The sequence below is a fragment of the Nonomuraea sp. B5E05 genome, from assembly GCF_039880665.1.
Classification (GTDB): Bacteria; Actinomycetota; Actinomycetes; order Streptosporangiales; family Streptosporangiaceae; genus Nonomuraea.
In genome coordinates, this window is sequence record NZ_JBDPMJ010000015.1 from 1 (window position 1) to 25,662 (window position 25,662).

At 68.1% G+C, this 25,662-nt stretch carries 25 protein-coding genes, 1 tRNA gene and 2 pseudogenes; 13 read left to right on the forward strand and 15 right to left on the reverse strand.

The genetic code is table 11. The annotated features are described in order from the left end of the window. The first annotated feature begins 204 nt into the window (after positions 1 to 204). Positions 205 to 462: an integrase core domain-containing protein gene (locus ABGB01_RS25995; RefSeq protein WP_347776355.1), complete on the forward strand. Its 258-nt coding sequence runs from the start codon at positions 205 to 207 to the stop codon at positions 460 to 462. A 52-nt stretch (positions 463 to 514) separates the two neighbouring features. Further along, positions 515 to 802, forward strand: a complete 288-nt coding sequence (locus ABGB01_RS26000; protein WP_347776156.1) for a helix-turn-helix domain-containing protein — start codon at positions 515 to 517, stop codon at positions 800 to 802. A gap of 617 nt (positions 803 to 1,419) precedes the next feature. On the opposite strand, the gene ABGB01_RS26005 is transcribed toward ABGB01_RS26000, so the two are convergent. Then, complete coding sequence (locus ABGB01_RS26005; protein ID WP_347776157.1) at positions 1,420 to 1,836, reverse strand: tautomerase family protein; 417 nt, start codon at positions 1,834 to 1,836, stop codon at positions 1,420 to 1,422. A gap of 118 nt (positions 1,837 to 1,954) precedes the next feature. On the opposite strand from ABGB01_RS26005, the gene ABGB01_RS26010 reads away from it, so the two are divergent. Together ABGB01_RS26010 and ABGB01_RS26015 are read left to right on the forward strand one after the other, a co-directional pair. Further along, a complete protein-coding gene (locus ABGB01_RS26010) occupies positions 1,955 to 2,638 on the forward strand; it encodes a winged helix-turn-helix transcriptional regulator (protein WP_347776158.1) in 684 nt (227 codons plus the stop codon). Between the two features lie 439 nt (positions 2,639 to 3,077). Continuing rightward, positions 3,078 to 3,320: a hypothetical protein gene (locus tag ABGB01_RS26015; RefSeq protein ID WP_347776159.1), complete on the forward strand. Its 243-nt coding sequence runs from the start codon at positions 3,078 to 3,080 to the stop codon at positions 3,318 to 3,320. Positions 3,321 to 3,381: 61 nt separating this feature from the next. Here ABGB01_RS26015 and ABGB01_RS26020 read toward each other — a convergent pair whose 3' ends face one another. Beyond that, positions 3,382 to 4,125: a TetR/AcrR family transcriptional regulator gene (locus tag ABGB01_RS26020; RefSeq protein ID WP_347776160.1), complete on the reverse strand. Its 744-nt coding sequence runs from the start codon at positions 4,123 to 4,125 to the stop codon at positions 3,382 to 3,384. A 125-nt stretch (positions 4,126 to 4,250) separates the two neighbouring features. On the opposite strand from ABGB01_RS26020, the gene ABGB01_RS26025 reads away from it, so the two are divergent. Then, complete coding sequence (locus ABGB01_RS26025; RefSeq protein WP_347776162.1) at positions 4,251 to 5,645, forward strand: serine hydrolase domain-containing protein; 1,395 nt, start codon at positions 4,251 to 4,253, stop codon at positions 5,643 to 5,645. 94 nt (positions 5,646 to 5,739) lie between these two features. On the opposite strand, the gene ABGB01_RS26030 is transcribed toward ABGB01_RS26025, so the two are convergent. After that, a complete protein-coding gene (locus ABGB01_RS26030; RefSeq protein WP_347776163.1) occupies positions 5,740 to 8,106 on the reverse strand; it encodes an arylsulfatase in 2,367 nt (788 codons plus the stop codon). A 461-nt stretch (positions 8,107 to 8,567) separates the two neighbouring features. On the opposite strand from ABGB01_RS26030, the gene ABGB01_RS26035 reads away from it, so the two are divergent. Both ABGB01_RS26035 and ABGB01_RS26040 read left to right on the forward strand, forming a co-directional pair. Continuing rightward, complete coding sequence (locus ABGB01_RS26035) at positions 8,568 to 9,131, forward strand: MFS transporter (RefSeq protein ID WP_347776164.1); 564 nt, start codon at positions 8,568 to 8,570, stop codon at positions 9,129 to 9,131. A 62-nt stretch (positions 9,132 to 9,193) separates the two neighbouring features. Further along, entirely contained in the window at positions 9,194 to 10,162 is a 969-nt protein-coding gene (locus ABGB01_RS26040) for a carboxymuconolactone decarboxylase family protein (RefSeq protein WP_347776165.1), read from the forward strand. 1,039 nt (positions 10,163 to 11,201) lie between these two features. Here the strand turns inward: ABGB01_RS26040 and ABGB01_RS26045 are convergent. From ABGB01_RS26045 to ABGB01_RS26075, 7 genes and pseudogenes are all read right to left on the reverse strand, one after another. Beyond that, the gene (locus tag ABGB01_RS26045; RefSeq protein WP_347776166.1) at positions 11,202 to 12,197 is read right to left on the reverse strand and encodes an MFS transporter; all 996 of its coding nucleotides are present in this window, start codon (positions 12,195 to 12,197) and stop codon (positions 11,202 to 11,204) included. A 376-nt stretch (positions 12,198 to 12,573) separates the two neighbouring features. Beyond that, positions 12,574 to 13,017, reverse strand: a complete 444-nt coding sequence (locus ABGB01_RS26050; RefSeq protein WP_347776167.1) for a cytochrome P450 — start codon at positions 13,015 to 13,017, stop codon at positions 12,574 to 12,576. Positions 13,018 to 13,109: 92 nt separating this feature from the next. After that, positions 13,110 to 13,400: pseudogene (locus tag ABGB01_RS26055) on the reverse strand (ester cyclase); the annotation flags it as partial. A gap of 225 nt (positions 13,401 to 13,625) precedes the next feature. Next, complete coding sequence (locus tag ABGB01_RS26060) at positions 13,626 to 14,267, reverse strand: hemerythrin domain-containing protein (RefSeq protein ID WP_347776168.1); 642 nt, start codon at positions 14,265 to 14,267, stop codon at positions 13,626 to 13,628. A gap of 79 nt (positions 14,268 to 14,346) precedes the next feature. Then, positions 14,347 to 14,718 carry a DoxX family protein gene (locus ABGB01_RS26065; protein WP_347776169.1) on the reverse strand — a complete coding sequence of 124 codons (372 nt, stop codon included), beginning with the start codon at positions 14,716 to 14,718 and terminating at the stop codon, positions 14,347 to 14,349. 143 nt (positions 14,719 to 14,861) lie between these two features. Then, positions 14,862 to 16,019 carry a sigma-70 family RNA polymerase sigma factor gene (locus ABGB01_RS26070; RefSeq protein WP_347776170.1) on the reverse strand — a complete coding sequence of 386 codons (1,158 nt, stop codon included), beginning with the start codon at positions 16,017 to 16,019 and terminating at the stop codon, positions 14,862 to 14,864. Positions 16,020 to 16,021: 2 nt separating this feature from the next. Further along, a complete protein-coding gene (locus ABGB01_RS26075; protein WP_347776171.1) occupies positions 16,022 to 16,360 on the reverse strand; it encodes a YciI family protein in 339 nt (112 codons plus the stop codon). A gap of 189 nt (positions 16,361 to 16,549) precedes the next feature. Here ABGB01_RS26075 and ABGB01_RS26080 point away from each other — a divergent pair, with 189 nt between their 5' ends. After that, positions 16,550 to 17,803: an FAD-dependent monooxygenase gene (locus ABGB01_RS26080; protein WP_347776172.1), complete on the forward strand. Its 1,254-nt coding sequence runs from the start codon at positions 16,550 to 16,552 to the stop codon at positions 17,801 to 17,803. Positions 17,804 to 18,094: 291 nt separating this feature from the next. Here the strand turns inward: ABGB01_RS26080 and ABGB01_RS26085 are convergent, their stop codons facing one another. The 3 genes from ABGB01_RS26085 to ABGB01_RS26095 all read right to left on the reverse strand — a co-directional run bounded on the left by ABGB01_RS26085 (position 18,095) and on the right by ABGB01_RS26095 (position 20,514). Then, the gene (locus ABGB01_RS26085; protein ID WP_347776173.1) at positions 18,095 to 18,460 is read right to left on the reverse strand and encodes a hypothetical protein; all 366 of its coding nucleotides are present in this window, start codon (positions 18,458 to 18,460) and stop codon (positions 18,095 to 18,097) included. A 147-nt stretch (positions 18,461 to 18,607) separates the two neighbouring features. Then, entirely contained in the window at positions 18,608 to 19,009 is a 402-nt protein-coding gene (locus ABGB01_RS26090) for a hypothetical protein (protein WP_347776174.1), read from the reverse strand. Continuing rightward, positions 19,006 to 20,514: an NAD(P)/FAD-dependent oxidoreductase gene (locus tag ABGB01_RS26095; RefSeq protein WP_347776175.1), complete on the reverse strand. Its 1,509-nt coding sequence runs from the start codon at positions 20,512 to 20,514 to the stop codon at positions 19,006 to 19,008. Before ABGB01_RS26095 ends, ABGB01_RS26090 begins: the two co-directional genes overlap by 4 nt. Before the next feature lie 139 nt (positions 20,515 to 20,653). Here ABGB01_RS26095 and ABGB01_RS26100 point away from each other — a divergent pair, with 139 nt between their 5' ends. Both ABGB01_RS26100 and ABGB01_RS26105 read left to right on the forward strand, forming a co-directional pair. Continuing rightward, complete coding sequence (locus tag ABGB01_RS26100; protein WP_347776176.1) at positions 20,654 to 21,316, forward strand: TetR/AcrR family transcriptional regulator; 663 nt, start codon at positions 20,654 to 20,656, stop codon at positions 21,314 to 21,316. A gap of 77 nt (positions 21,317 to 21,393) precedes the next feature. Next, positions 21,394 to 21,615, forward strand: a pseudogene (locus ABGB01_RS26105) (substrate-binding domain-containing protein); the annotation flags it as partial. Positions 21,616 to 21,730: 115 nt separating this feature from the next. Here ABGB01_RS26105 and ABGB01_RS26110 read toward each other — a convergent pair. Next, positions 21,731 to 22,576, reverse strand: coding sequence for a hypothetical protein (locus ABGB01_RS26110; RefSeq protein WP_347776177.1), 846 nt, complete (start codon positions 22,574 to 22,576; stop codon positions 21,731 to 21,733). Positions 22,577 to 22,794: 218 nt separating this feature from the next. Between ABGB01_RS26110 and ABGB01_RS26115 the strand changes: the two genes are divergently transcribed. Continuing rightward, complete coding sequence (locus ABGB01_RS26115; protein ID WP_347776178.1) at positions 22,795 to 23,625, forward strand: hypothetical protein; 831 nt, start codon at positions 22,795 to 22,797, stop codon at positions 23,623 to 23,625. Further along, positions 23,585 to 24,262 carry a site-specific integrase gene (locus ABGB01_RS26120; protein WP_347776179.1) on the forward strand — a complete coding sequence of 226 codons (678 nt, stop codon included), beginning with the start codon at positions 23,585 to 23,587 and terminating at the stop codon, positions 24,260 to 24,262. Before ABGB01_RS26115 ends, ABGB01_RS26120 begins: the two co-directional genes overlap by 41 nt. Positions 24,263 to 24,689: 427 nt before the next feature. Here ABGB01_RS26120 and ABGB01_RS26125 read toward each other — a convergent pair. Further along, a tRNA-Ile gene (locus tag ABGB01_RS26125) sits at positions 24,690 to 24,763 on the reverse strand. A 260-nt stretch (positions 24,764 to 25,023) separates the two neighbouring features. On the opposite strand from ABGB01_RS26125, the gene ABGB01_RS26130 reads away from it, so the two are divergent. Then, positions 25,024 to 25,548 carry a histidine phosphatase family protein gene (locus ABGB01_RS26130; protein ID WP_347776180.1) on the forward strand — a complete coding sequence of 175 codons (525 nt, stop codon included), beginning with the start codon at positions 25,024 to 25,026 and terminating at the stop codon, positions 25,546 to 25,548. The last annotated feature ends 114 nt before the right edge of the window (positions 25,549 to 25,662 follow it).

A 25,662-nucleotide genomic window follows, 5' to 3' on the forward strand; every position in this document is an offset into this window, starting at 1 on the left:
TCAAACTCGAAGCCCGCTGCGCATACGGCTTCCGCAACCCGGCCAACCAACGCCTCCGGTCACGCTGCGCAACCACACGAGAGAGCCGAAACCGTGCCATTCCCGCTTAACTTCCGAGAGCCCCCATTCGCCGGGACGTGGAGCGAGCAATACACGTCTATTCGCTACGCCGAGCGTCTAGATCAGATCGGCGCGGACCGTTCGGTGGGCAGCAAAGGCGACCCCTACGATAATGCCGCCGCGGAATCGCTCAACAGTCTCTACAAGAAGGAACTCATCGATTTCCATGGCGGCTGGAAGAATGTCATGGATGTGACGATCGCCACCATGGAATGGGTGGCGTGGTACAACATGGAAAGGGTACATTTTTTCTGCGGGAACGTTCCCCCGCGCGAGTACGAGGAAGCGTTCTACCGGTCACACGGCAACGCGCCCGTATCGACCGAAAACCAAGCGAAGTAGCCTCCAACTTCGCCGGGGCGGTCCACCTTCGTTTTTCTGCCGAGGCGCCCCGGTGACCCTGGCCAACGTCGAACTCGACCCGATCCTTGTCTATCCCATAGATCCGCCGCAGCACTGGATGCAACCGAATGACCACAACAGCGGCACCGACCGGCACCTGACCGCGCTCATCGGTGGACCGCGAACCGCTCTGCTAAGGGCTTTCACCGTCCCGACCGGCGCCACCCAACTGGCCGCCCGCACCGGAATGTCCCTCTCCTCGACCAGCGAGCACACGGCAATCCTGCGCAACTGCGGCCTGGTGACCTCGACCCGGAACGGCAGATACGTGGCTCCATAGTCTGACTCCGCTCGGCCGGGACGTGCTCGCAGGCGGCCACGCGTGGATGTCAGAGATCCAGCCTTCGACGCCCGAGTCGACCACGTGTGCAGCCCTGCTGTGTGAGCCGGTTCAGCGACCTCCACATGGCACGACTCTCAGCCAAGCAAACCCCCCTTAGCGGAACTTGAGGCGTCGATGGGGTACCAGGGTCCGCACCTCCGCGTAGGAGCCCATTCGCGAGTTGTCTCTCACTCGCGTTCCGCGGCTCATCGGGGTTTCTGGGGCACGATGGAGGGTGAGAGTGCAGGTCGGCAGCATGAGGCCTAGCGAAATCGCAAGAACGCCTAGTAACACGACCTCATCCCCGTCGCTCGCCGCCCGGGATCGTGTTGCCGTCCTCGTCCGTGACGCCCTTGAAGCGCCGGCCGATGATCAGGTAACGCACCGTGCCGTCCGCGCGTCGTTGAATGGTGCAGCGCCGCGCTCCAGGTCCAGCCCGCGCGGCATCTCGGTCGCGGCGGCATGCACGAACGCCTGCTCACGAGGGAGTGTGACGGGCCCCCGCCCTTTGCATGGAGGAGCGCTCGCCGTCGGACGGGACGGCGGGACCAGTCGATCGGTCCCGCCGTCCGTTCTTAACGGTTCAACCGCTCCATCAGCCCGACGATCTGGGGGTCGTCGGCCTGGAGGCGGCCGTGGAATCCCACGTTCTCCAGCGGGTAGTGGTTGATCATGACGAGAAGCTCGTCCGTGTTGGCGATGCCCTGATAGGCCGCAGCCACTGCGTCCTGGATCCTCTTGACCAGCACTCTCCTCGCATCGAGATCACGGAGTTCCGGCACCTCCAGGAAACAGACCGGCCGGATGTCCTCGGCCTCCGAGAGACCATCCTGGGCGACGTTCGCGCCAGGGTGCTCACGCACGAAGATTCGCACGTCAGGAACGTGGTACGTGTCGGAGAGCGCCTCGGTGACTTCTCGCATCAGCTCACGCTTGGCGTCGGGCAGGATCCCTTGTGGGCCTTCGATAAAGATCAGGGGCACGGTGGCCACCTTTCCCGGTTGAGTACCTCCCGCGGTCGGAAGGTCCGTGGTTGAACAATAGAACTAGATGATTGGAAAAAACAACCTAGCGCGTGGACTGTTGAATCGGCGCGGTAGGATCGACGGCATGGTAGGGAGGCGCAAATACGATGACGGGTGCGCGGTGGCGCACGGGCTCGACCTGGTCGGCGAGCGCTGGAGCCTGCTGATCGTGCGCGAGTTGCTGCTCGGCCCCAAGCGATTCACCCACCTGCGAGCCGGGCTGCCCGGCGCCAGCCCGGACATGCTGTCCCAGCGGCTCCGCCAGCTCCAGGAAAGCGGTGTCGTCCGGCACCGCCAGCTGCCCCCGCCGGCGGGCGTTCCCGTCTACGAACTGACCGAGTGGGGGATGGGGCTCGAGCCGGTGGTGACCGGGCTCGGGCGTTGGGCAGGAGGTTCTTCCTCGCTGCCGCTCGACGCCCCGATCGGCGTCGACTCGCTCATTCTGTCGTTGAAAGCGTTGTTCGATCCCGGGCAGTCCGGCGATGTCGAGATCAGGGCAGCGGTACGGCTTGGCGGGGACGAGTTTCGCGTCGTGGTCACCGGCGGCGAGATCGCCATCGCCCGTGGCACGCTTGAGCACCCCGACGTCACCCTCGATACCGACACGGCCACCCTCGCCTCGCTGCTCAGAGGCGTGCGTTCTCCCGAAGAAGCGGTGGTCGGTGGTGACCTCCGTGTCGACGGCGGCATGGACACGGCGGGGAGGTTTCTTGCCCTCTTCCGCCGGATCGTCCCGCGCACTGGCTCCGAGGCGACGAGGGCGGAGTAGTTGATCCGTTCGCAGAAGATTGCGCCGCCGCACTGGCGGGAGGTCCCTCCCCGCGGGGAGCGGGATCCCCTGTAGGGGGGAGGCTCGCGGGCCGGGCGCAGCGGCAGGTTGGCAGTCAAGGTGTGTCGCCTGCCAGCTACCGGGTGGGCGGCATCGGCATGCTGGGCACCGGCCTGTTCACTGACCGGGGAGGAGCGATCTCCGGCGGCTACTGCGCCGTGTGGGCGATACTTCTGTTCCTGGCCACACGAGACCTGGACCGCTCAGTACACCGGACAGGAGTCCGAGCGTCGGCTTGACGTCTCGAGAACAGGCAGGGCCGTCTCGTAGCGGGGAGGGAGGGCCGACCTGACCGACGATGGCCACGCCGACCTGGTGCGCGACACCCTGGTCACGCTGCTGACGGTCATGCGGCCAAACTGGGGGAGACCAGCCTGACGTGCCCGGCTCAGCACCGGCACCGCCGCAGGCCGCCGGCGAGCCCGGCCCGCGCGACGCTGCCGACCAGATCGCCCGCCGACCGCGCGATCCGGCTCGGCAGGCTTCCCGGCTGATCCACCGGTTTCGATCATTGCTCCAGCTGCAGCAGCGGGGCCAGGATCGGATGCGCGCCATCACGATCTTGCACCGTGGTGACATGCTCGGGCTGTTGTGCGCGATCGTCGCTGCCGCGTCGGCGTGAGCGACGAGACCAGGCTGGCATGATGGCGATGGAGGCGCCGGTCAAGGTGTTGCCTCCCTCGTTAGGGGGCCGCGTGATGGGCGAGGCGAGCGACCACGCCGTTCAGGACGCATTCGAGCCCGATGTCGAAGTCGTCGTCGCGGGCGTCACTCAGGCTCTGGGCGCGTTGCACGGCGTACAGGCTTCGCAGTCGTGGATATGCCTCTACGGCCTGCAGCGCGGTGGGCCATAGCCGGTCGGCCCATTCCTGTTCGCTTCGGCCGCTGCGGGCGAGGGTGGTCAGCCAGGCGGCTTCGCTGGTCGAGATCCCGATGATGTAGGCCATGAGGGTGTTCGTGGCCTGGTTGGCCGCTTGCAGGGTGAAGCTGCCTTCTTCGAACACGGCGAGCATGGCCTCCTGCAGTCGCGACATGTTCGGCCCCAGATAGGCCAGGCCGGCTTCGCCGAGCACGGAGACGATCCACGGGTGGCGCAGGAGTGTCGCGCGCATGCTGTGGGCGCAGCCGGTGATGGCCGCTCGCCACCCCTCCGGATCGTTGGTGGCCGGTGCTTCGATCTCGCCGTAGACCTCGTCGACGACCAGTTCGATCAGTTCGTCCTTGTTGGCCACGTGCGTGTACATCGAGGTGGCTCCGGCGTTCAAGCGGGTGCCGAGTTTGCGCATGCTGAGCGCGTCGATGCCCTCGGCGTCCAGCAGTTCGAGTGCCGCGGCCACGATCTGCTCCCGGTTCAGCGCCGGCTGCTCGCGCCGCTGCGGATGCGGACGGGTCCAGACCGAGGGGAATGACTGCTCATCAGGTGGCATGCCGCCTCCTTGTCGCCTCATGACGATGACCAAGGCACAGTGTACGGCTTGCGAACACTGTGCGTGGGCCGTACGGTGTGCGGAGACCGCACGATGTACGGCCACTGGCCCTGAGAGGAATCTTCATGTCATCACCTGCATTCGACGCTGCCCGCTGGCAGGCCCGGCTCGACGAGTTGCGCGCCGTGCACCGCGTGCCGGGGGCGTCGCTGGCTGTCCTGGCCGGCGGCACTGTGCACGAGTTGGCCAGCGGCGCGCTGCACCGGGGCACCGGTGTGGAGGTGACCACCGACTCGGTGTTCCTGGCTGGCTCGCTGGCCAAGATCTACACCGCTACGCTCGTGATGCAGCTGATCGATTCCGGCGACCTAGATCTGGACGCGACGGTGGTGAGCGTGCTGCCGGAGTTCGCCACACCCGACCCGGAGGCCACCAAGACGATCACGGTCCGGCAGTTGTTGTCTCACACCGGTGGGATGACCACTGATTTCTACTACGACTCAGGCCGCGGGGATGACTGCCTGGCGAAGTACGTTGAAGCCGCCAGGAGCGTGGCACTGGACGTCCCGCCCGGAACGGGGTTCACCTACGGCGGCGTCGGCTACGTCGTCCTCGGCCGCATCATCGAAGTACTGACCGGGCAGACCTGGGACCAGGCACTCAAAGATCGGCTGTTCACCCCGCTCGGACTCGAGCACTCAATGACGCTGCCGGAGGAGGCACTGCGGTTCCGCGCGGCGATGGGCCACATGGGCGCGCCCGGCCAGGACCCCGAACCGGCACCGGCCTGGGACCTGATGCCACGCGGCGTCGCGCCGGGAGCCAGGGTCATTGTCTCGGCGGGCGACGTCGCGCGCTTTGCCAAGATGCACCTCGACGGTGGCATCGCCGCTGATGGCACCCGCGTCCTGTCCGCCGACGCGGTCGCGGCCATGCAGTGCCGCCAGGTCGACAGCCCGGACAAGTGGACCGTCTCCGCCGACGGCTGGGGCCTGGGTTGGACCCTGCACGATTGGAACGGCGTCTTCGGTTTCGGCCACGACGGCAGCGCCGTCACCCAGCACTCCTACCTGCGCGTCATCCCGGACGCGGGCTTCGCCGTCGTCCTGCTGGCCAACGGCGGCAGCTTCACCAGACTCTACGACGACCTGGTCCGCGAACTGGCAGCCGAAGTGGCCGAGGCCCGCATGCCGGACGCCTTCGCCCCGCCCGCGACCCTGCCCACGGTGGACATGACACACCTGGTGGGCACGTACAAGCGCGAGGGCGTCATCACCACCGTCTTCCAGACCGACGACGGTGGTCCGCGCATCCGTTACGAGTTCGTCGACGACATGAAGGACCTCTCCCCGCCCATAGAGTCGAGCCTGGTGCCGGTGTCCCAAACCATCGACCGTACGGTGTTCGCCGCCTCCGGCGGCCCTCACGGAGAGGATCACATCCCCATCGTCTTCACCACCCTGTCCAACGGCACTCCCTGCGTGTACATCAGCATGCGCGCCACCCCCAAGACCGCCTGATGCACGTCTTGATCCGGACGCCCTGCCGCTCCACCTGCAGTTCACTCACCTCTTGACCAAAGGATCGCACATCACCGATCGTGCTGATGGCCGGTCAGTCCATCCGGGTGGCCAGTTCCAGCCGTTCGTGCCCGGTCGGTGGGGTGACGTTCGGGAAGTCGAAGGTGACCTCGTGGATCTTGCCGGTGAAGGGGAACAGGCCCTTGTCGGCGTAGTCGTCGCAGACGGGTGAGACGCAGTCCATGCCGACATCCATGCATTCGGCGCCGCACCTCTGCGGGATCTGCTCGGGCAGATGCTTCACTCCTGCGGGGGTGCCGTCGATGGACATCGTGACGTCCGCGGGGCCGCCCGGCCGTGCGGTCTGCGGTGTGATCGTCACCTCGATGGTGTGGCCGCCGGGTGTGAGTGCGTCGGGAGAGAGCAGGTCGTAGCGGCGCAGGCCGAAGAAGTTGTAGTGGAAGCGGGCGTGGCCCTGCCAGCCGAACAGGGACCACCCGCCGGCGTCGCCGCCGACGGCGAAGATCACGCCCTCGGCGCCGGGATCCGGGATGTCGACCTTGGCCGTGACGGTGAGCGGGACGCTGACGAGCTTGGGTCCGCTGCCTTCCGGTAGGCGGACCATGCCCTCGTGAAAGGTGACGCGGTTGCGGCCGGCGAAGTGGCTGGGCCGCAGGGTCACGTCGAGCCGTTCGGCGAAGCGGTCGTCGAGGGGGAAGACGTTGTAGCGGGCGGCTTCGGCCATGAACATGTCCTGCAGCGCCCGCAGGCGCTCCGGCTCCTGCCGGGCCAGGTCGACGGCCTGGCTGAAGTCGTCAGCGAGGTTGTACAGCTCCCACACGTCCTCTTCCCAGCCGTGGGAGGAGGGTGCAGTCTCCCAGGGCAGGCGGCCGTGGCGGCAGGAGGCGATCCAGCCGTCGGCGTACATCGCCCGGTTGCCCAGCATCTCGAAGTACTGCCGCGTGTGGCGGCTCGGTGCGTCGGCATGGGCGGTGTCGAAGGTGTAGGCGAAGCTGGTTCCCTCGATCGGCTTCTGGACGTAGCCGTTCACTTCCTTGGGGTGGGTCATGCCGACGATTTCGAGCAGCGTCGGGGTGACGTCGATGACGTGGTGGAACTGGGAGCGCACCTTGCCGGTGTCGGGGATGCGCGCCGGCCACGACACGATCATGCTGTTGCGGGTACCGCCGAAGTGCGAGGCCACTTGTTTGGTCCATTGGAAGGGAGTGTCGCCGGCATGGGCCCAGCCGACGGCGTAGTGCGGCGAGGTGCCGGGCAGCCCCCAGGAGTCCATGAAACCGATGGCCTCGTCGATCGTGGGCTGGCGGCCGTTGAGGCTCATAATCTCGTTAGGGGTGCCGACGAGTGATCCTTCGGCGCTGGAGCCGTTGTCGCCGATGATGTAGATCACGAGAGTGTTGGCCAGCTCGCCGAGCTCTTCGATCGCGTCGACGACGCGGCCTACCTCGTGGTCGGTGTGTTCGAGGAAATCGGCGAAGTTCTCCGCCTGACGGGCGAACAGCCGGCGATGCTCGGCGTGCTGGCTGTCCCAGGACGGGATCTGCTCAGGCCGCTCGGTGAGCCGGGTGCCCGGCGGAATGATGCCGCGCTCCAGCTGGCTCCGGTGCACGATCCGGCGGTAGTCGTCCCAACCCATGTCGAAGCGGCCCTGGTTGCGTCCGCGCCAGTCCAGCGGCGGCTGGTGCGGAGCATGCGCCGCGCCTGGGGAGAAGTAGGCCAGAAAGGGGCGGCCGGGAGCGATCGTCTTCTGCTTGCCGATCCAGCCGATGCACTCGTCCGCCAGATCGTGCGTGAGCTGGTAACCGTCTTGCGGCCGTGCCGGCGGCTCCACCGGCTGGGTGTTCCGGTACAGCGACGGGAAGAACTGGTCGGTCTCACCGCCGATGAACCCGTAGAAGTAGTCGAAGCCCTGATGCGTCGGCCAGTTGTCGAACGGGCCCGCCGGACTGGTCTGGTTGTCGGGCACGTTGTGGTTCTTGCCGAACCAGGCCGAGGTGTAGCCGGCGTGCTTGAGCAGCTCGGCGAGGGTCGCGGTGCCTTTCGGGATGATACCGCTGTAGCCCGGGTATCCGGTGGCCATCTCCTGGATGACTCCGGTGGCCACGGTGTGGTGATTGCGCCCTGTCAGCAGCGCCGCGCGTGAAGGGGAGCACAGCGCTGTGGTGTGGAACTGGTTGTAGAACAGTCCGTCGCCTGCCAGCCGTTCGGCCGTCGGCATCTGGACCAAGCCGCCGTTCACGCTCGGCCAGCCGAAACCCACGTCGTCGAGCAGGATCAGCAGGATGTTCGGCGCTCCTTCCGGAGCCTTGGGCGGCATCGGGAAATCGGGGGTCGACTCGGTCGCGTACATGCCGATCTTCGCGCCGGGGTAGTCCCACTCCGGCTCGGGCAGATGATTCCTGTCCAGGTGGACGGGGAAATGCGGTGAACTGTCACGCATCGACCAAGCTCCGATCGGATAGGCCACGCCGGTGGCACATCGCCCCGTTTCAGGTCTTTCCGTCGGCGCAGCCTCTGCAACACCGGCAGCTGTGCATTTGACCAGTTCAGAAGGCTGGCTTGGTGTCAACACGGGTGCTCAGCGCGTCGCCGCACTGCCGCACGAGCTCGGTCGTCTGCCGCCTCCCATGCGGGAGGCCCTCGAGGTCGCGCACCGCTCACCTTCGCCCAGCTCAGCCGCTTGCGCCAGGAACGCGGCGTATTGGCCGCCGGCGCGCCGACTTGCGTCCCGTTCGGATGAATGTGGAGGGGGGTCGATGTCTGACGCAACGTCCGCCAGCGGGAGAAGCGCTGAACCTTCAGCAGGTCCGCCGCGTACCTGGGACCATACGGGCCGGAGAGAAGGAAGCTCGATGGAGGGTGAACTTCTCACCGGGACGTCCGGCTGGAAGGATGAGTGCCGTGTTCGCCGTGGAACGGGTCTCGCGCCTTGCACGCGCCGCCGTCTTCGCCGCGGTGTGCGTCGTCATGTCCGCGGGCGGCCATGTCCTGGCCGGAGGCGCTCCGGTCGCGGTGCCGACGTTGCTCTTCGGCGTGCTGGGGACCTTCGTCCTCGCCTTCGTGCTCAGCGGACGCGAGCGTGGCCCCGAGGCCGTCGTCGCAGCGACGGCGGTGGCCCAGATCCTGTTGCACGAGCTGTTCACCAGGAGCGCCACCGGCACCGTGGCGTATGCCGAGCACGTGCACGCGGGCACACCCGGCGCCGGCATGACCGTGGCTCACCTTGTGATCGCGGTGCTGAGCGGATGGTGGCTGTATCGCGGGGAGAGCGCGTTCTGGCTGATGGTCCGGCTGTGGGGGATGGCTCCGCTGCCGAAGCTGCGGCGGCTGCTCGTCGGCGCGGTCGAGCCGTTCGCGAAACCGGTCCGGGTCCTGCTCATGGCCGAGGCGAGGATACCTCGCGGGCCCGAGCTCGTGCGGGCGGTCCGTCGGCGCGGGCCGCCCGTGGCGTCGCCCGCTCACTGACGCGCCTCGACGCGTCCTGTGGTGCCATGTCACGTGCCCATCTGCCCGCCCGGCTGCGAACGGTGGTGCGACGCTGGATCGATGCCCTGGGCGGGGAGGCCAGAAGCCTGATGGAGACGGTCGCCGTGCTGGGCGGGCCGCTGCCGATCGAGCAGGCCGCGTCGTTGCTCGGCACCACACCGGCCGCGTTGCTCTCTGCCATCGAGGAAGCCACGGCGGCGGGCATTCTCGACGTCACCGGGCGTGGGCTCGCCTTCCGCTACGGGCTGGTCGGGGCCGTCACCGCCACGTGGATACCTCCGCCAGTACGGGATGCCTTGCTGAGCCAGTCCGCCGCTCTCACACACCTAGAACCGGCGGACGCCCGCTTCACCGCTTCGGCCGCTGCCGTCCACGTGGCGGTTACCGGTGGGCGGCTGGAGGAGGCCGAGAGCATTCGGCCAGCCTCTTTCAGGGACAAGTGGCTAATAGGTGTGGATCTCGGGCGCTGGTGTCCCCTCGGGGTGGGCTCGTTCGTCACTGGGGTGACAGCGAACACGGCAGAGGGGATCATCATGGAAGCGCGACTCAACACCTCCGAGAACCCCGTCATGAGCAAGCTGGCGAAGTACGTCGTCTCCGCGAGCAAGGTCGTGCACGACTCCGCTTTGCCTGCGGTGACGCAGGAGTTGGTGGCGTTGCGTGTGAGCCAGATCAACGGGTGTGCCGCCTGCATCGAGTGGCACACCAAGGACGCGGCGCACGCGGGGGAAACGTCGGTGCGGCTCAACCTGGTCGCGGGGTGGCGGGAGGCGACGGTCTTCACCGAGGCCGAGCGGGCCGCGCTGGAGCTGGCTGAGCAGGGCACTCGCATCGCGGACGCGGCCGGGGGTGTCCCCGACGAGGTCTGGGTGAACGCCGCCAAGTACTACGACGAGGCGCAGCTCGGCGCCCTGGTGTCCCACATCGCCCTCATGAACACCTGGAACCGTCTGAACGTCATCACCCAGCAGCCCGCCACTGGTGACTACCAGCCGGGACAGTGGGGATAGCGGAGTGACGAACTAACGAACTGGCGGCCTTGCTATCGGAATAGCGGGATGGCGGCGGCGTTTCGCGCTCAAGTCGGGCAGGGGACGCGCGCTCTGCAGGCGGTCTCATCCTGCTTTCCGCGACCGCTCCCTTGCTTCCGGTGGCCGGTAGCTTCGGTCGCCTTGGCAGGGGCCGGGTGGGTGGCCGGGGCTTCCTACATACACCTCCGACGAGGGAAGATCATGGACGCAACGGACAGCACCGGCCGCCGGGCTCTGGTGGTCCGATTGGGCGTCAGTGGGATCGCTACGGCGTTGCGCGGCTGCGGCAGATCGGGTGGACGCCGGTCATCGTCGAGCGAAGTGCCGCGCGGCGGTCCGGTGGATAGTTCATCGCGTTGTTCGGCGCCGAGCGCCTGGGCATCCTGGACAGGCTGACAGACCGGGATCCGGACGGCGACAGCTACGACATCGACCGGACCGGGAGGCGGCGGCCCGGGCTGAGCACCCGCCACGCCCATGTGTCGGTTCCCGGAGCCAGGACCGTGGTGGCCGATGTGCTGGACCGCGACGGTTTGCTGCGGGCAGTGGACGGCCTGAGCGCCGATACCGCACCCACGACGAGCAGAACGCGGCGATCGGTGCCTAAGTCCGCTGGCACAACGCCCGCGCGCAACCCAAGACCAGCTTCGCCGCCAGTTCACCCATCCGAAGCTGGACCAGTAACCCGTGGATGGGGCGGAGCCGAGGCCACGGCCTTGGCCCCGAGTCCCGACGCCCGCGCGATCGCACGGTCTGACGTGTGCGGATACGAGATCATGATCCGGGCGGCGGCACGCCAGAATAGAAACGATTGCCGGTTCGGAACGCGAGCAAACGCTGGAAACGTGACGGCTCGCGTCAGAGTCAGAACCCGTTGGGTTCCATGTGACGGCAGACCACCCACCCCTTTACTTGCTTCTGACGCCTGTGGCCTGTGAATCAGCGATGCCTCAACGAGGCTGCTGTCTGACGGCCCCGAGCGGCGCGAGCATCGTGATCACGTGGACGGGGGGACGCTCTAGCTAGCGGCCCTGTTCCAGGCCAGCAGTACCGGCACTCCCGCGGCCAGCCCGGCGGCGCCGGCGATCGCCAGGCCGTACTCCGGCCCGGCCACTTCGACGAGGAGGCCACCGGCCAGGATGCCCAGCCCCTGGGCGGCGACCATGCCAGAGGAGGCCAGGCCGACCGTCTGTCCCCTGCTCTCCGGCGGCGCGATCCTCACGTACTCCGCGTTGGCCGCCACGTGGTGGCCGGTGAGCACCCCGCACATCGTCCACAGGAGCAGCAAGGGCACGTAGCCAGGATCGGCCGCGGTCACCACTAGCGGCACGCTGGCCGCCACCGCCATCGGGGCCATCAGCGCCATCAGCCGCGATTCGGGCAGGAATCTGGACAGCACGAACACGCCGATGACGTTCCCCACGGGCAAGGCGGCCATGAGGAGCCCGGCCTCCGCGGTGCCCAGGCCTAACGAGGCGGCGTACGGCACCGCGATCGCCTCGGGGATGACGTGGAACCCCGACAACATGGCCAGGCCGAGCAGGCTGCGCAACGCGCGATGCCCGGCCACCAGCCGCAGCCCGCCGAGGAGGGAGACCGGCTCCCTTCCCGCGGACGCCGGGCGCCGGCGCACCGTGGCCAGGGTGAGAGGCGCGGCGGCGGCGAACGTGACCGCGTCGATGAGCATGGCCGTCTCCGCGCCGGCCAGCGCCACCACGATGCCGCCACCGGCGAAGCCGAGCAGCGTCACGACCTGGTCGCTGAGCTGGTGGACCGCCACTCCGGTCCGGTACAGCTCGCGGGGCAGCACGTCGGGCGTCAGCGAGATGCGCGCCGCCCTGCTCGGCGAGTCGAGCAGCTGCGAGGCGAAGACCAAGGCGCACAACGCGGGCAGCGGGAGACCGGGTAGCGCGACGCATCCGATGAGCACGGTCCTGGTCACATCGCAGGCGATCGTGACCTCGCGCCGCGGGTAGCGGTCGGCCAGCCAGCGCGACGCGCGCGAGCTGGTCACCCCGCTCGCGACAGCAGCCCGCCCAGCCAAAAACCGCGAAACTCGCCGATCGCGAGCACCCTGGCGTACATCGATTGCGTTCCGTCCGACTCGACTGTCCTCGCCACCCTCGACGAACCCCCACTGCGGCAGGTACTGCCACGCTCCGGGAACCCGCGCGGGCGGGCGCTGGTTCCCCGCGGTGGGTGGTGACCCGCCTGCCGTGTCGCAGACACCACCACTCCACCGCGGGATCACCTCATCAGCTCCAGATGGGGTCGCGTCGCATCAGCCACACCTCCCTTCCGGACAGAACGCCGTCCGCCGGTTGCGGAGGGCACGAATCCCGGCTCGTACGTCCGGGCGCCTTGGCCTGGCCGCACCATGACCCGTGAGCTCACCAGGTCACCCGTAGCGAGTTCAGGCCGAACACGACGCTGAAGACCCGGAAGTCCACCTGCTCGTACGGGTCTGCCAGGGCGAGGCCGGGGAACCGCGCGGGCTCGATGCGCGCCGGGTCCTCGCGGATCATCGCGAGCTGGTCCGGGTGCCGCAGCAGGGCCAGGGTGCCCAGGCCGAGCATGTTCGAGGTGGTCTCGTGTCCGGCCAGCAGCAACTGCCCGGCGACACCGATGAGCTCGTCGGTGCTGAGATCGTCGCCGTGCTCACGCACCAGCATGCCCAGCATGTCCTCGCCCGGGTCGGCCTGCGCGCGGGCGACCAGGCCGGCCAGGTAGGCGCGCTCCTTTCGCCGCACCGCGGTAAGCTCCTCCGCCGACAAGGAGGTGTCCAGCAGTCGCGCGGAACGATCCTGGAACTCGGCGCGGTCGGGATGCGGCACGCCCAGCAGCTCGCAGTTGGCTCACTCACCTCGGCCCGATCGACGGACTCGCCGATCGAGCCGGAGCATGGAGCATCGGTGTGAACGTTTCGCTAGGCGTTCGGTCCCGCGAACACGCCGAGCTGCCGCATCTGCGACATGACATCGACGACCGCCCAGGTCTCGGCGACCCGTCCGTCGGCGAAACGGGCGATGAGGATCTCCTTGTACGTGGTGGACTTGCCGGTCGGTGGCACGCCCATGTACTCACCCCGGTGCGTCCCGGTGACCGTGTTCCTGGTGACGACCTTGTCCCCTTCCGCGATCACGTCCTCGATCTCGACGTGGAGGTCGGAGAAGGCCCGGCGCAGCACCGCGAGCACCTCCTTCATTCGCCGACGTCCCCGTCGTCTCGATCGGCAGCGACGTGCGAATCTGCACGTCCGGTTGGACGACCTCGTCGATCGTCCTGGAGATGATCTCTTCGTCGCCGGTGCTGACGGCGTCGTGGAAGCGGCGGAGCGTCTCCTTGTTGCGTTCCGCCGTGGTGATGATCGACATGTGGTCTCTCCTCGGGCTCATAGGGTGTTCGGGTGGGTGTCCGCCTGGGGCGGGCAAGAGGCCGTCTGTCAGCCGCTCGTTCCGGCGGCCCAGAGGTCCAGGGCAGCGTAGGCGGGCTGCCATTCGTTCAGGTAGGCCCTGCGCGCCGGTTCTGGTAGTGGGGCCAGCATCGTGGCGATGGCCTGCTCGCTCGCGCCGTCCAGCATCCAGGGCAGGATCCGTGAGGCGTCCGGGCCGACCAGGCGGGCGTTGACCTGGCCGAAGTGCAGCCACTGCGGCTCGGTGACGATCGCCTGGACCAGCGGCAGCACCTCATCCTCCTCGTGCCTGAGGTGCGTGGTCAGGCCGGCGACGAGCGCGTCGGTGAGGTCACCCAGGTGCTGCGGCCCGAAATCCCGGTCGGCAAGCGCGGCGTCGATCGCGTCGATGAGCGGGTCGATCGCCTCGTGCTCGGCCTCCATGGCTGCCAGCAGGGCCAGGTCGTCGGGGCGTCCGGCCGCGGCCTCGCGCATCGCCGGCCAGAGCGCGTCGTCCTCGGCGGTGTGGTGCACGTGCAGGACCTTCTTGAACAGCTCCCAGCCGACGGCGGTGCCCAGGATGCGCCGGGGGTCGTCGTCGGCCTTTGCCGCGGTCCGGGCGAGGAGCTCCAGCTCCCGCCGCAGCGCGTCGTGCGCGACGTACATCGCGGTCATGTCGAGCTTGCCGCTCATGGTCTCTCTTTCCCTTCGTGATGGTGTCGTGCCGGGCGAGGTGCTCCAAGCACCGGACGCCCACGCCGGCCGAGGGCGGTCACCCGGCGTAGGGGCCGAACCGGCCCCAGGCGACGAGCGCGGCGAGCGCGAAGAGGATGACGGTGACCAGCAGCCCGGATGGCTCCTTGCGGCGGACATGCACGGCAGCCGCCACGATCATCATCACCGCCAGCCCGGCCGCGGCAATCGGCGTCAGGACGGGCGCGATCCCGGTGGCAGCGGGCACGATCAGCCCGGCCGCCCCGAGCAGTTCCATCACGCCGATGAGCCGCACCGCCCCCTGGGAGAACGTCTCCATCCACGGATACGTGCCGACCAGCTTGTCCTTCGGCCGGGTGAGCTTCGCCAGGCCGGACATAGCAAACGAGGCGGCCAGAAGCGCCTGCACGATCCACAGGAACACGTTCATCGAGGTGTCTCACCCTCGGCTGTCGATCTGGAGGCCGGCGTCGACGCGGCTGTGCCGCCCGCGCGGAAGGCCGGAAAAGTTGTCGCTCATATCCAGGCGACGAACGGGCGGCCTCCCGGGGGACACCCCTGGACCCGGGGAATTCAGAGCTGTTCGAGCCGGTGGGTCAGGAACCGCCGCTCGGGCGTCGAGGTGGCCAGGTCGAGGGCGCGGCGGTAGGCCGCCCTGGCCTCGGCGTCGCGGCCGAGGCGGCGCAGCAGCTCGCCGCGGGTGGAGTGGAAGTAGAGGTAACCGTCCAGGTCGAGGCGGTCCACGGCGCGCAGCGCCGCGCCGGGGTCGCCGGCCTGGGCGACCGCCACCGCGCGGTTGAGCTCGACCACCGGCGAGCCGGTGAGGCCGGCCAGCCGCTGGTACAGCTCGGCGACCTGCGGCCAGTCGATCCGCTCGCGGGCCTGCAACGACGCGATCGCGGCCTGGACGACATACGCGCCGCGCCCGCCCAACGCCATCGCCCGATCCAGCACCGCCCGGCCGGCCGCGATCTGGCTCACGTCCCACAGTGAACGGTCCTGGTCGTCGAGCAGCACGAGGTCCTCGCCGGAGAACCGGGCCCGCCGCCGGGCGTGGTGGATCATCATCAGCGCCAGCACCCCGTGCACCTCCGCCTCCTCCGGCATCAGCGCGGCCAGCACCCTCCCCAGGCGGATGGCTTCGGCTTCCAGGTCGACCCGGCCGCGGTAGCCCTCGTTGTAGATCAGGTAAATGACGGCGAGCACCGCGTCGATGCGTTCGGGCAGCAGGCGCGCTTCCGGGACCGCGAACGGGATTCCGGTCGCCTTGATCTTCGCCTTGGCGCGGGTCAGGCGCCGCTTCATGGTCTCCTCGGGGACCAGGAACGCGCGGGCGATCTCGCCGGTCGCCAGTCCTCCGAGAGTCCGCAGCGTGAGCGCCACCTGCCCCTCCAGCGGCAGCGCCGGGTGGCAGCAGGTGAAGATCAGCTCGAGCCGTTCGTCCTTGATCAGTGTGTCGTCGAACTCATCCACGATGGCCTCCGGCACCGGCAGCAGATGGAGCTTGTCGGCCAGGGCGCGCTCCCTGCGGAACCGGTCGATCGCCCGGTTGCGAGCCGTCGTCACCAGCCACGCGACCGGCTTGTCCGGCACGCCGGTCGTCGGCCAGCGCTGCGCCGCGATGGCGAACGCCTCCTGCGTGGCCTCCTCGGCCCGATCGAAGTCACCGAGGAACCCGACCAGCGAGGCCAGTACCCGGCCCCACTCGTCGCGGAACACCTCCTCCAGCACGCTCAGAGCCGCATCACCGGCCTGACCTCCACCGTTCCGCCGAGCCTGGCGGCCGGGATGCGCGCCGCCATCTCGAGCGCCTCGTCCAGGTTGTCCGCCTCAACCAGACAGAATCCGCCCAGCACCTCTTTGGTGTCGGCGAACGGACCGTCGGTCATCAGCATCCGGCCACCGCTCACCCGCACACACGTGGCTGTCTCCGCGGGCTGCAACTGCATGGCGCCGACATAGCGCGCCTCATCGGCCAGCGCGAAATACTCCGCGTACGTCGTCTCTCGCTCGGCCTCGGGCAGGGCCTCCAGGTAACCGGGCTCGGCGTAGATCATCAGGGCGTACTGCATCGCAACCTCCAGCCAGTGGCTCTCACCTTCCCGACGAACGAGCAACCCCGCAAGGGACATTCTCCGCCATTTTCCAGTCCCGCCTGCGCGGCGCGGAGGCGGGGGAGACTCAGATCACACTCGCCGCCGTCCCGGCGTGCCGGGCCGCTTCGTCGTGGGAGTGACAGCGAACCGGCAAGGGAGTTCACCATGGACGCAACGGACAGCAGCCGCCGGGCTCTGGTGGTCGGGCTGGGCATCAGCGGGATCGCGACCGCCCTGCGATTGCGGCAGATCGGCTGGACACCGGTCATCGTCGAGCGGGCCACCGCCCGGCGCTCCGGCGGATACTTCATCGCACTGTTCGGCGCAGGACGGGCCGCCGCCGGACGCCTGGGCATCCTGGACAGGCTGACAGACCGCGATCCGGACGGCGACAGCTACGACATCGACCGAGCGGGCAGGCGCAGGCCCGGGCTGAGCTTCAAAGACTTCCCCGGCCAGCCGTGGATGATGACCCGCGGGGACGTGGAGGAGGCAGCCTTCGCGGCACTGCCGTCCGACGTCGAGATCCGTTACGCCACCATGCCGACCCGGATCGAGCAGGACACCGACGGTGTGAACGTCACGCTGGCCACCACCGCCGGGACCGAGGTCACCGAGCGCTTCGACCTGGTCGTCGGCGCGGACGGCCTGCGCTCGACGGTGCGACGGCTGGTGTTCGGGCCCGACGAGCACCACCTGCGCCCGATGAACTGCATGGCGGTGGCCTACCAGCTGCCAGGCGCACTGCCCGGCCACCATCAGGGCGACTGCGTCATCCTGATGGAGCACCGGCGGTCGATGTGGATCTTCCCGTTCAAGGACCGTCCGCCGACCGTGCTGCTGAGCTACTACACCGACGACGTGGCCGCCGAGTTCACCAGGCCAATGGCCGAGCGAGTGCGCGAGGTGTTCGGCCCCGAACCGACCGGCCGGTCCCTGGGCGCGGCGCTGGACGCGCTGGAGTCGGCCGAGCATGTGCTGTTCGACTCCGTCGAGCAGGTGCACATGCCCCGCTGGCATCGCGGCCGGGTGGTGCTCGTCGGCGACGCGGCCTGGTGCGTGACGCTGTATGCGGGAATGGGCGCCTCGACCGGGCTGGCCGGAGCCGACCTGCTGGGCACCATGCTGGCCCGCCACCCCCACAGCGTGACCAAGGCCCTGGCGCGATGGGAGCGGCACCTGCGCTCCCCCATCGACGACCTCCAAGGCAACGGGCTACAGATGCGCAGCCTGTTCGTCCCCGTCACCCTCGCGGAACTGACGCGGCGCAAAGTGATGGTGCGCGCGGGCAGGCTGCCGGTGATCTCCCGGCTCTTCATCCGGTGGCAGGAGAAGGCGGGCCGGATGAAGGAGACGGACTTCGCCCACCCCGACTTCGCCGGGTTCGGCCCCGCTCGCCCCGCACACGCGCACGCGTGAGATGGGGCCTCCACTTCGGCGTCCTCGCGCGAAGACTCAACCAACGGTGTAGGTGAACGTCTGCGCAGCTGCCGTGGTGACGGTGGTAGACGTCTCTAGACCTAGGGCTTGGCCTGGGCGCCGAGCTGGGCAGTAGCGATTCGGGCGGCGTAGTCGATGGCCGCGTACAACGACATTGCCTGATGATGGCGTTGCGCCTGCCGAAAATTGCATCCGCCGTCATGCCCTTGTGAGGGCTTCGCGTGGCGTGCGCGAGCTCCGACCATCAGGACAGGGATGCGGGGGCCTGCTTCAGAAGTCGGGTGAGGAGTCTCGGGTTAGGGCTGCGTGTGCTCGAGATGCCTGAGCGGTCCAGATGGTGACATCCCTAGCGATACGGCTCGGGTCGGTCGCGGTGTCAAGGCGGTGATACCGGCGAAGGGGGTCGCGGTATTCGACCTCGTAGGTGCCATCGTCGAGGCGGGCGACTGAGGCGAACCAGGTGGGGTCGTCTTCGTCTGGTTCGACGATGACGAAGGTGTTGTCGGGCAGCGTGAGCTTAATGATCACGTCGTAGAGGGCGTCCTCGGACGGCTCCACGATGAGTTCGCCGCCCTCGTTTTCCGCCTTCAGCCGGATGTACTTGGCTACTGCAATTTTGGTGACCGGTCCCACCACCTGGCGTGATTCGCCGTTCCGTCTCACCTAGTTGGCGTGACTGCCCGATCACGCGTACTCCCTGTCTCATCTGGTGGCGTGCGTGGAGCGGATGTCTCACCCAGTTGGCGTGGATTGGCGGAAGTCTGTCGGTCTACCTTGACGGCGTTATCGGTGACGCGTGTCGAGCGGGCCGGGTGCGCCGTCGGGCAGCACGACGAACATCAGACGTGCCGGGTGCTCGACGATGCGGGTGATGTGGCCTCCCTTGATGTCCGCGGCGAAGGCGACGTCTCCTGGCCCGAGCCGCCGGGTTTCCCCGGTGGTGTCCTCGGCCTCGATGCTCCCGCGGAGCACGACAACGAATTGGCGGGCCGGCGCCGGGTGCGCGGGGATGGTGATGCCGGCGAAAAGGTCGATGAACTGTATCGACACCACCTCGGATGGGGTCGTGGACAACATGGGAGCCACGCCGGGTCCCAGGTCGGTTTCTTGTTGTTCGAGCGCTACGGTGGTCAGCCTGCTGCCACCGTCGCCGTCGTTCACGACCGCGGGAATCTGCAAGGTCATTTCTTGTTCTCCTGTTCTGTCGCGGCGTCACGGTGTGCTTGCGCAGGGCTCTCCGGAGTGGCGAGCGCCGACCGGGCGAATCGCATGGTCCCGTCTTCCAAGCGGCCGTGGCGCATCAGCAGGGCGTCTCGCAGGTAGTTCTGATGCAGCCGCCATGGTGCCGACGCCCCCTGTTGGGGAAACGCCTCGATACTGCGCATGACATATCCGGACTTGAGGTCGATGAGCGGGTCGGCCGACGGCGCGGGTCCGGTCGGCACGCAGAACCGGTAGCCCCGTCGTTCCATGTGATTGATCAGCCGGCAGACATAAGCGGAAACCAGGTCCGCCTTCAGCGTCCAGGACGCGTTCGTGTAGCCGATGGTGAACGCGAAGTTCGGCACACCGGAGAGCATCATGCCCTTGTAGGCCGTCGTCCTTCCGATCGCGATAGTTGCGCCGTCGACGCTCAATGCCATCCCGCCGACGGCCATCAGATTCAGACCGGTGGCGGTGACGATGACGTCGGCCGCCAGTTCCCTTCCGGACGCGAGCCGGATCCCGTCCTCGGTGAACGTGTCGATCCCATCGGTCACGATCGACGCTCTTCCGTCGCGTAAGGCATGGAACAGATCAGAGTCCGGCACGATGCACGGCCGCTGGTCCCAGGGGTCGTAGCGCGGCTTGAAATGGACGTCGACGTCGTGGTCCAGCGGTAATCGACGGTGCACGCCGTTGCGCAGGAAGCGCTTCACCCATGCTGGCCGGCGCCGGCTCAACTGGTAGAACAGCAGGCCCAGCAGGATGTTCTTCCACCGTAGGATCGGATAGGCAATTCTCGCAGGCAGCACGTCAGCGACGGGGTCGGTGGATGGCAGTGACAGGACATAGCTCGGTGAGCGCTGCACCATCGTGACGTGCTCGGCCGCCTGCGCCATCGCCGGAACGAGAGTCACCGCCGTGGCGCCGCTGCCGATGACCACGACGCGCTTGCCGGCGTAGTCGAGATCCCGCGGCCAGTGCTGGGGATGCACGATGGGCCCCCTGAAGCGGCCGGCGCCCGGGAACTCGGGGGTGAAGCCCTGGTCGTAGCGGTAGTAGCCGGTGTTGACGAAAAGGAAACCGCAGGTGAGCTGCATGGTCTCGCCGGTGTCGAGGCGCTTTGCCCGAACGGTCCAGCGTGCATCGGCGGTGGACCATTCCGTACTGATGACGCGGTGGTAGAACCGGATCCGGTCGGCGACGCCATGCTCTCGCGCGGTGCGCCGCACGTACTCGCGGATCGACCTGCCCTCGGCGATCGACCTGGCCTCTGGCCAGGGGTTGAACCGGTAGCCCAGGGTGAACATATCGGAGTCGGAGCGGACACCGGGGTAACGGAACAGGTCCCACGTGCCGCCGATCGCTCCGCGGGCTTCCAGGACGGCGTACGTCTTGCCCGCGCATTTCCGGCGCAGATGACAGGCAGCGCCAATACCGGACAGACCCGCCCCCACGATCAGGATGTCGAGGTGTTCGAGTGTCATGGCTGTCCCTTCGTCCTCCAGCCGCCATGGCCCAGGTGCAACCTCGACTATATCGACACAATGTCGACATAATCAACAATGTGTTGAGTAAGTCGACACTGCGTTGATTCGGTGCGGCCGGCCCTATAGGCTGGATTGCATGACCCACGACGGCACTGCGACACCACGTTCGAGCCGTGGCCGCCGTGCTTCCCGGCCCACAGGCGACGATCGGGAGCTGGACATCCTCGCCACCGCGGCGAAGCTGCTTCAGGAGCGGGCGCTGAGCGAAATCTCGATCGACGACCTGGCGCGCGGCGCTGGGATCTCGCGCCCCACCTTCTACTTCTATTTCCGATCCAAGGACGCGGTGCTGCTCACTCTGCTCGACCGTGTGACCGAAGAGATCAGCGAGGCCGTGACAGGAGAGTTCGAACGGCTCCGCGAAGACCCGGTGCGCTACTGGCGTGAGTGCCTCGTCGCCACCCACACGACCTACGGCGCGCACCGCTCGGTGCTGGCCGCCGCCGTCGAGGCCGGGCGCACCAGCGCGGAGGTCCGTCGCTGGCGGTCCGACATGAAGGAGATATGGATCACCAGGACCACGTTGGCCATTGAGGCCGAGCGTGCCCGCGGCACCGCGCCGCCCGGACCGCGCGCCCGCGATCTCGCCATCGCGCTGAACGCCATGAACGACTCGGTGTTCTATGCGACCTTGACCGGCGACGAGCCCGCGGTGCCGGCATCCGACGTCGTGGAGACACTGCTCCATACCTGGCTCACCACCATCTACCAGGCCGCGCGCCCCGCCTCGACCGCCTGATCACGGCTGGGGTGAGCAGATCACCGCGGTCCTGACCCGGCCGATGGCGCCTTCGCCGCGCCGGCTGGACGCGCTCCCGCGGGATGCGGGCGCCGGAGGAGGTCGCGGTGGTGGGCTTCGACGATGTCGCGAGGGCACGCTTCGCGACGCCCTCGCTGACCTCGGTCTCCGCTGACGTGGAGGCGCCGGCTTCCGATGCCGTCGCGATGCTCCACGAGCAGATCGCTGGCAAGCCCGGTGGACGCGGGCCGCGCATCACGGTGGATTTCGAGCTGAACGTGCGCGAGCCGAGTCAGTGAGGCTGGACATCGAAGAGAGCCCGACGTCTCTGATCACCACGGGTCAGCCCGGAGCGCTGCGTGCTCACGTCCAGCCGTCCATGTGCCGACCGGGCGCGCGTCCCGGCGTATCCCGTCACGTGTCGAGCAGTTCCGCGTCGTCCGGGTTCAGGGCGGCGCCCAGTTCGAACTCGGCTTCGAAGCCCGCTTCTCCGAGTGCCGCGCGTAGCGCCGCGGCGATCCGGTCCACGTCACCGCGTTCGGCAGCGGGCAGCGGCGCGTCCACCGAGGCGCGGGCCGCGGAGGCCACACCGAGCAGGCGGGTGGCCCGCAGGGGGTGACCGGCGAGTGCCCACGCCCCGGCGAGCCCTTCAAAGGCCAGGGCGATCGCCCTCGGATCGCCGGTGTCCCGGGCCGCGGCCAGCCCTTCCCGATGCAGCTCCAGTGCCGTCTTCGCCTCCCCGCGCAGCTCCGCGACGAAGCCGAGCTCGGCCAGGATCAGCGCCGCCCCGTACTCCGCGTCGAACTGCCGGTTCCACTCCAGCCACCGGCGCAGATACGACTCCGCGCGGTCGAGCCTGCCCTGCCGGCGCGCCCCCAGGGCGAGCCCGAGCTCGGCGTACTCCTCGGCCGGTTGGTCTGCCTGCTCAATGGCGAGGAGCCTGGCCCGCTCGTGGAATTCCTCGGCCCCGGCGTGGTCGCCGGTCAGCAGAGTGATCCTGCCGAGCTCGGACCAGCGCATCGAGGCGTCGGTCCACAGCCCGAGCTCCTCCGCCATCCGCGCCCCCTCCCGGTGTAGTCGGGCGGCCCGCGGGTAGTCGCCCTCGATTTCCGCCAGCCGTCCCAGCACGGCCGTGGCCTGCAGTTGCCCCCATCGGTCACCGGCCTCGTGGAAGAGCTCGAGACTCTCCTCGCCGTCGCGCCGGGAAGCCCGCAGATCGCCTCTGTATCCCGCCGCGGGTTCGCTGGTGGGCAGCGTCACTCCGCTCCTCACGGTGCGGGCGACCAAGCTAGGTGGGGGAACGTCAAAGGATCTGCGATTCAACTTCAACATATGTGAAAAGCCGGAAGAGACCGAGAGGATCCCTGGCCCGGACAACCCGTCCCCGACCCGCCACCGTGCTGGAGTTCCGGGGGAAGGCTGGGGCAGACTACCTGGCGCGTGCCTGCGGGCACGATGGAGTGGGGCAAGCAGTACGAGTGGGGGGTACGTATCGTCGATCCCGCGACAGGCGATGCCGTTCGCAGCGACAAACAGTTGATCGCCACAGGCGCCCGGCAACCCTTCAACAGCGCCCACTTGGGGCCGAACTGGAGCACGCCCGCGCGCTGCTGGCGCTGGATGAAGACCCGCACATCCAGCGGAAGATCACCGAGCTGATGCTGTCCATGCTCAAGGACACAAAGACCCTTCCCGCAGTGGAGGAGGTGCGGCGCAAGGTCCGCACCCGCCAGGACCTCAACCCCACCGTCACGGTCGCCGAATGGATGCAGGAGTTTCTGCGGCGGAAGCGGAAGATCGATGCCACTACCCGCCGCTCGTATGAGGCGCACATCCGGCTGTACTTCACCCCGTATCTGGGCGACGTCCGGTTGGACCGGCTGCGGGTGTCGGATGTGGCGGGCATGTTTGATGCGATCGAGGAGTTCAATGACGTCATCGCCGCCGAACGCGGTAGCGGAGACCCGGCCCGGGTGGCGTCGGTCCGGTATCGGCGGCCGGTCGGCCCGGCCACCATGCACCGCATCCGCGCCACGCTGCGGCACGCGCTGAACATCGCGATCAAGCAGGACCGGCTGATCGACTTCAACCCCGCCGCGGTGGTCGAACTCCCCGACGCCGACCGCCCGAAGGCGCTGGTGTGGACCGATGAGCGGGTCGCAGACTGGAACCGCGAACTACACGACCGGCTCGATGTCGAGCAACAGCGGCGCGGGGCCCGGCTCAGCCGCGCCAGCATGATCAACGTGTACGCGGCCGTCGCCGGTGATGGTGTGGACGCCCTCGCACACCTACACGTTTCTTGCTAAGGCGGCCACTCACCGGCTGTTCGCGCTCTATCGGCTGATCGCCCTGCGCGGGCTGCGCCGGGGTGAGGCGGTCGGGCTGCGCTGGAAGGACGTCGACCTGAACGCCGGGACCGCAGGGGTGCACTGGCAGATCACCCAGCTGGGCTGGGAACCGGTACAGGGTAGACCGAAGACCGAGGCCAGCGACCGCACCATCGCCCTGGATGAGGACACTGTCACCGCGCTGCGCACGCACTGCAAGCGCCAAGCCGCCGAACGGCTGGCCGCGGGCGAGGCCTGGACGAACAGCGGATTCGTCTTCATCGACGAGATCGGCCGGCCGCTGCATCCGCAGCAGGTCAGTGACCACTTCTACCAACTGGCCTTCCAGGTGGGACTGCCACCAGTGCGGCTGCACGACCTCCGCCACGGGGCCGCCTCGCTCATGCTGGCCGCCGGGGTCGACCTGAAGGTGGTGCAGGAGACCCTCGGCCACGTCTCCTCCACCTTCACCCGCGACACCTACACCAGCGTCTACCCCGAGATGGCCCGCGCCGCCGCCGAATCCACCGCCGCCCTCGTCAACACCGCAGCCGCAGGCGCCCAGACCGCCCGGCTGATCACCCTGCCGAACCACACCGGCACGACCACTACCTGAGCCACCCAACCCAGGCAGGCCCGCCGATACTCCGGCGGGCCTTCGCCTTTGTCCTGAGCGGCCGTCGTACGGGGAGCCCAGGCGATCGACCTCTAATCAGCACTGGAAACGGCCGCGAGGATTGCTACGAGCAGCAGCGGATCTTTTATCTGCTGGTCACCAGCGGCCTGACCAGCGAGACAAGCCGACTTGGACAAGGCTTGACCGGGCATGAGACACCGTTGACCAGCGGTGCTGGGCAGACCTTCCGGCTTGATCTTCGGATGGTGATCTTTGGGGTCTGAACTGGCGGTGGCGGCCTAAATGATCTACCGGCGTACACGGTCCGTACACAAGAGCAACCACCGAGCAACCAACCATGATCAACAGCGAGCATCGGAGGTCGACGAGAACCGAGAAACCCCAGGTCGAACGCGGTTTTGGAGAGTAGGGCGGGTGGGACTTGAACCCACGACCCACGGATTATGAGTCCGATGCTCTGACCGGCTGAGCTACCGCCCCTGGATTCAGTTGTGTGACGTGCGGTGGGCGTCGAGAGGATCATGCCGCCGCCTCGCGCAAGCTAAGGCTAGAGCATGGGAACCGCTTGTGGCGCCCGGCCGGACGGGAGACATCCCCGCACACATCATTTCACGCCCGGACGTGTTGGTGGAGCCTGCGGCGATCATATTCGGGTCTCGGCCGGGCCCTCCAGCACCGCGACCGAGGGGCCGGGCGGGCGTTCCCAGCGGGTACGCAGGTAAGCCCGCTACCGTCTGGGCGTGGTTGTCAGACTGATCTACGAGACCCACTCCACCACCGTGGACAACGAGACGGGCATCGCCACCGGATGGTTGCCGGGTGAGCTGTCGGCGCTTGGGCGTGCTCAGGCGGTGGAGCTGGGGGCGCGGCGGCGGAGGGTCGATGTCGTCTACTCGTCTGACCTGCGGCGGTCCGTGCAGACGGCGGAGATCGCTTTCGGGGACGGCAAGGAGATCAGGCTCGACCGGCGGCTCAGGGAATGCGACTACGGGATCTACAACGGGCGGCCGGTGAGCGAGGTCGCGGCGTTGCGGAGCAGGCACGTCGACACCCCGTGGCCCGGCGGGCAGAGTTACCGGCAGGTGGTCGCCGAGACGGCGGCGTTCCTGCGGGACATGATGGGGGAGTGGCAGGGGCGGACGGTGCTGGTGGTGGCGCACACCGCGAATCTTTGGGCGTTGCAGAACCTGCTGCACGGCACGTCGCTGGAGGATCTGGTCGGTCGGTTCGCGTGGCAGCCGGGGTGGGAGTTCGAGCTGGTCTAGAACGTTCGCGCCCAGGCGCCGGGGGAGGGGGAGGGCCGGCGAATGTCGGGTGCTGCTCGGCACTCGCCGGCCCTCGGGTCTCGGGTGTCGGTGCTCGGCACTCGCCGGCCCGTG

Coding starts and splice junctions, on each gene's coding strand:
- ABGB01_RS26010 (WP_347776158.1), top strand. CDS start 1,955: ATGGTAGGGAGGCGCAAATACGATGACGGGTGCGCGGTGGCGCACGGG.
- ABGB01_RS26020 (WP_347776160.1), bottom strand. CDS start 4,125: ATGCCACCTGATGAGCAGTCATTCCCCTCGGTCTGGACCCGTCCGCAT.
- ABGB01_RS26025 (WP_347776162.1), top strand. CDS start 4,251: ATGTCATCACCTGCATTCGACGCTGCCCGCTGGCAGGCCCGGCTCGAC.
- ABGB01_RS26030 (WP_347776163.1), bottom strand. CDS start 8,106: ATGCGTGACAGTTCACCGCATTTCCCCGTCCACCTGGACAGGAATCAT.
- ABGB01_RS26060 (WP_347776168.1), bottom strand. CDS start 14,267: ATGAGCGGCAAGCTCGACATGACCGCGATGTACGTCGCGCACGACGCG.
- ABGB01_RS26065 (WP_347776169.1), bottom strand. CDS start 14,718: ATGAACGTGTTCCTGTGGATCGTGCAGGCGCTTCTGGCCGCCTCGTTT.
- ABGB01_RS26075 (WP_347776171.1), bottom strand. CDS start 16,360: ATGCAGTACGCCCTGATGATCTACGCCGAGCCCGGTTACCTGGAGGCC.
- ABGB01_RS26080 (WP_347776172.1), top strand. CDS start 16,550: ATGGACGCAACGGACAGCAGCCGCCGGGCTCTGGTGGTCGGGCTGGGC.
- ABGB01_RS26090 (WP_347776174.1), bottom strand. CDS start 19,009: ATGACCTTGCAGATTCCCGCGGTCGTGAACGACGGCGACGGTGGCAGC.
- ABGB01_RS26095 (WP_347776175.1), bottom strand. CDS start 20,514: ATGACACTCGAACACCTCGACATCCTGATCGTGGGGGCGGGTCTGTCC.
- ABGB01_RS26100 (WP_347776176.1), top strand. CDS start 20,654: ATGACCCACGACGGCACTGCGACACCACGTTCGAGCCGTGGCCGCCGT.
- ABGB01_RS26120 (WP_347776179.1), top strand. CDS start 23,585: ATGGTGTGGACGCCCTCGCACACCTACACGTTTCTTGCTAAGGCGGCC.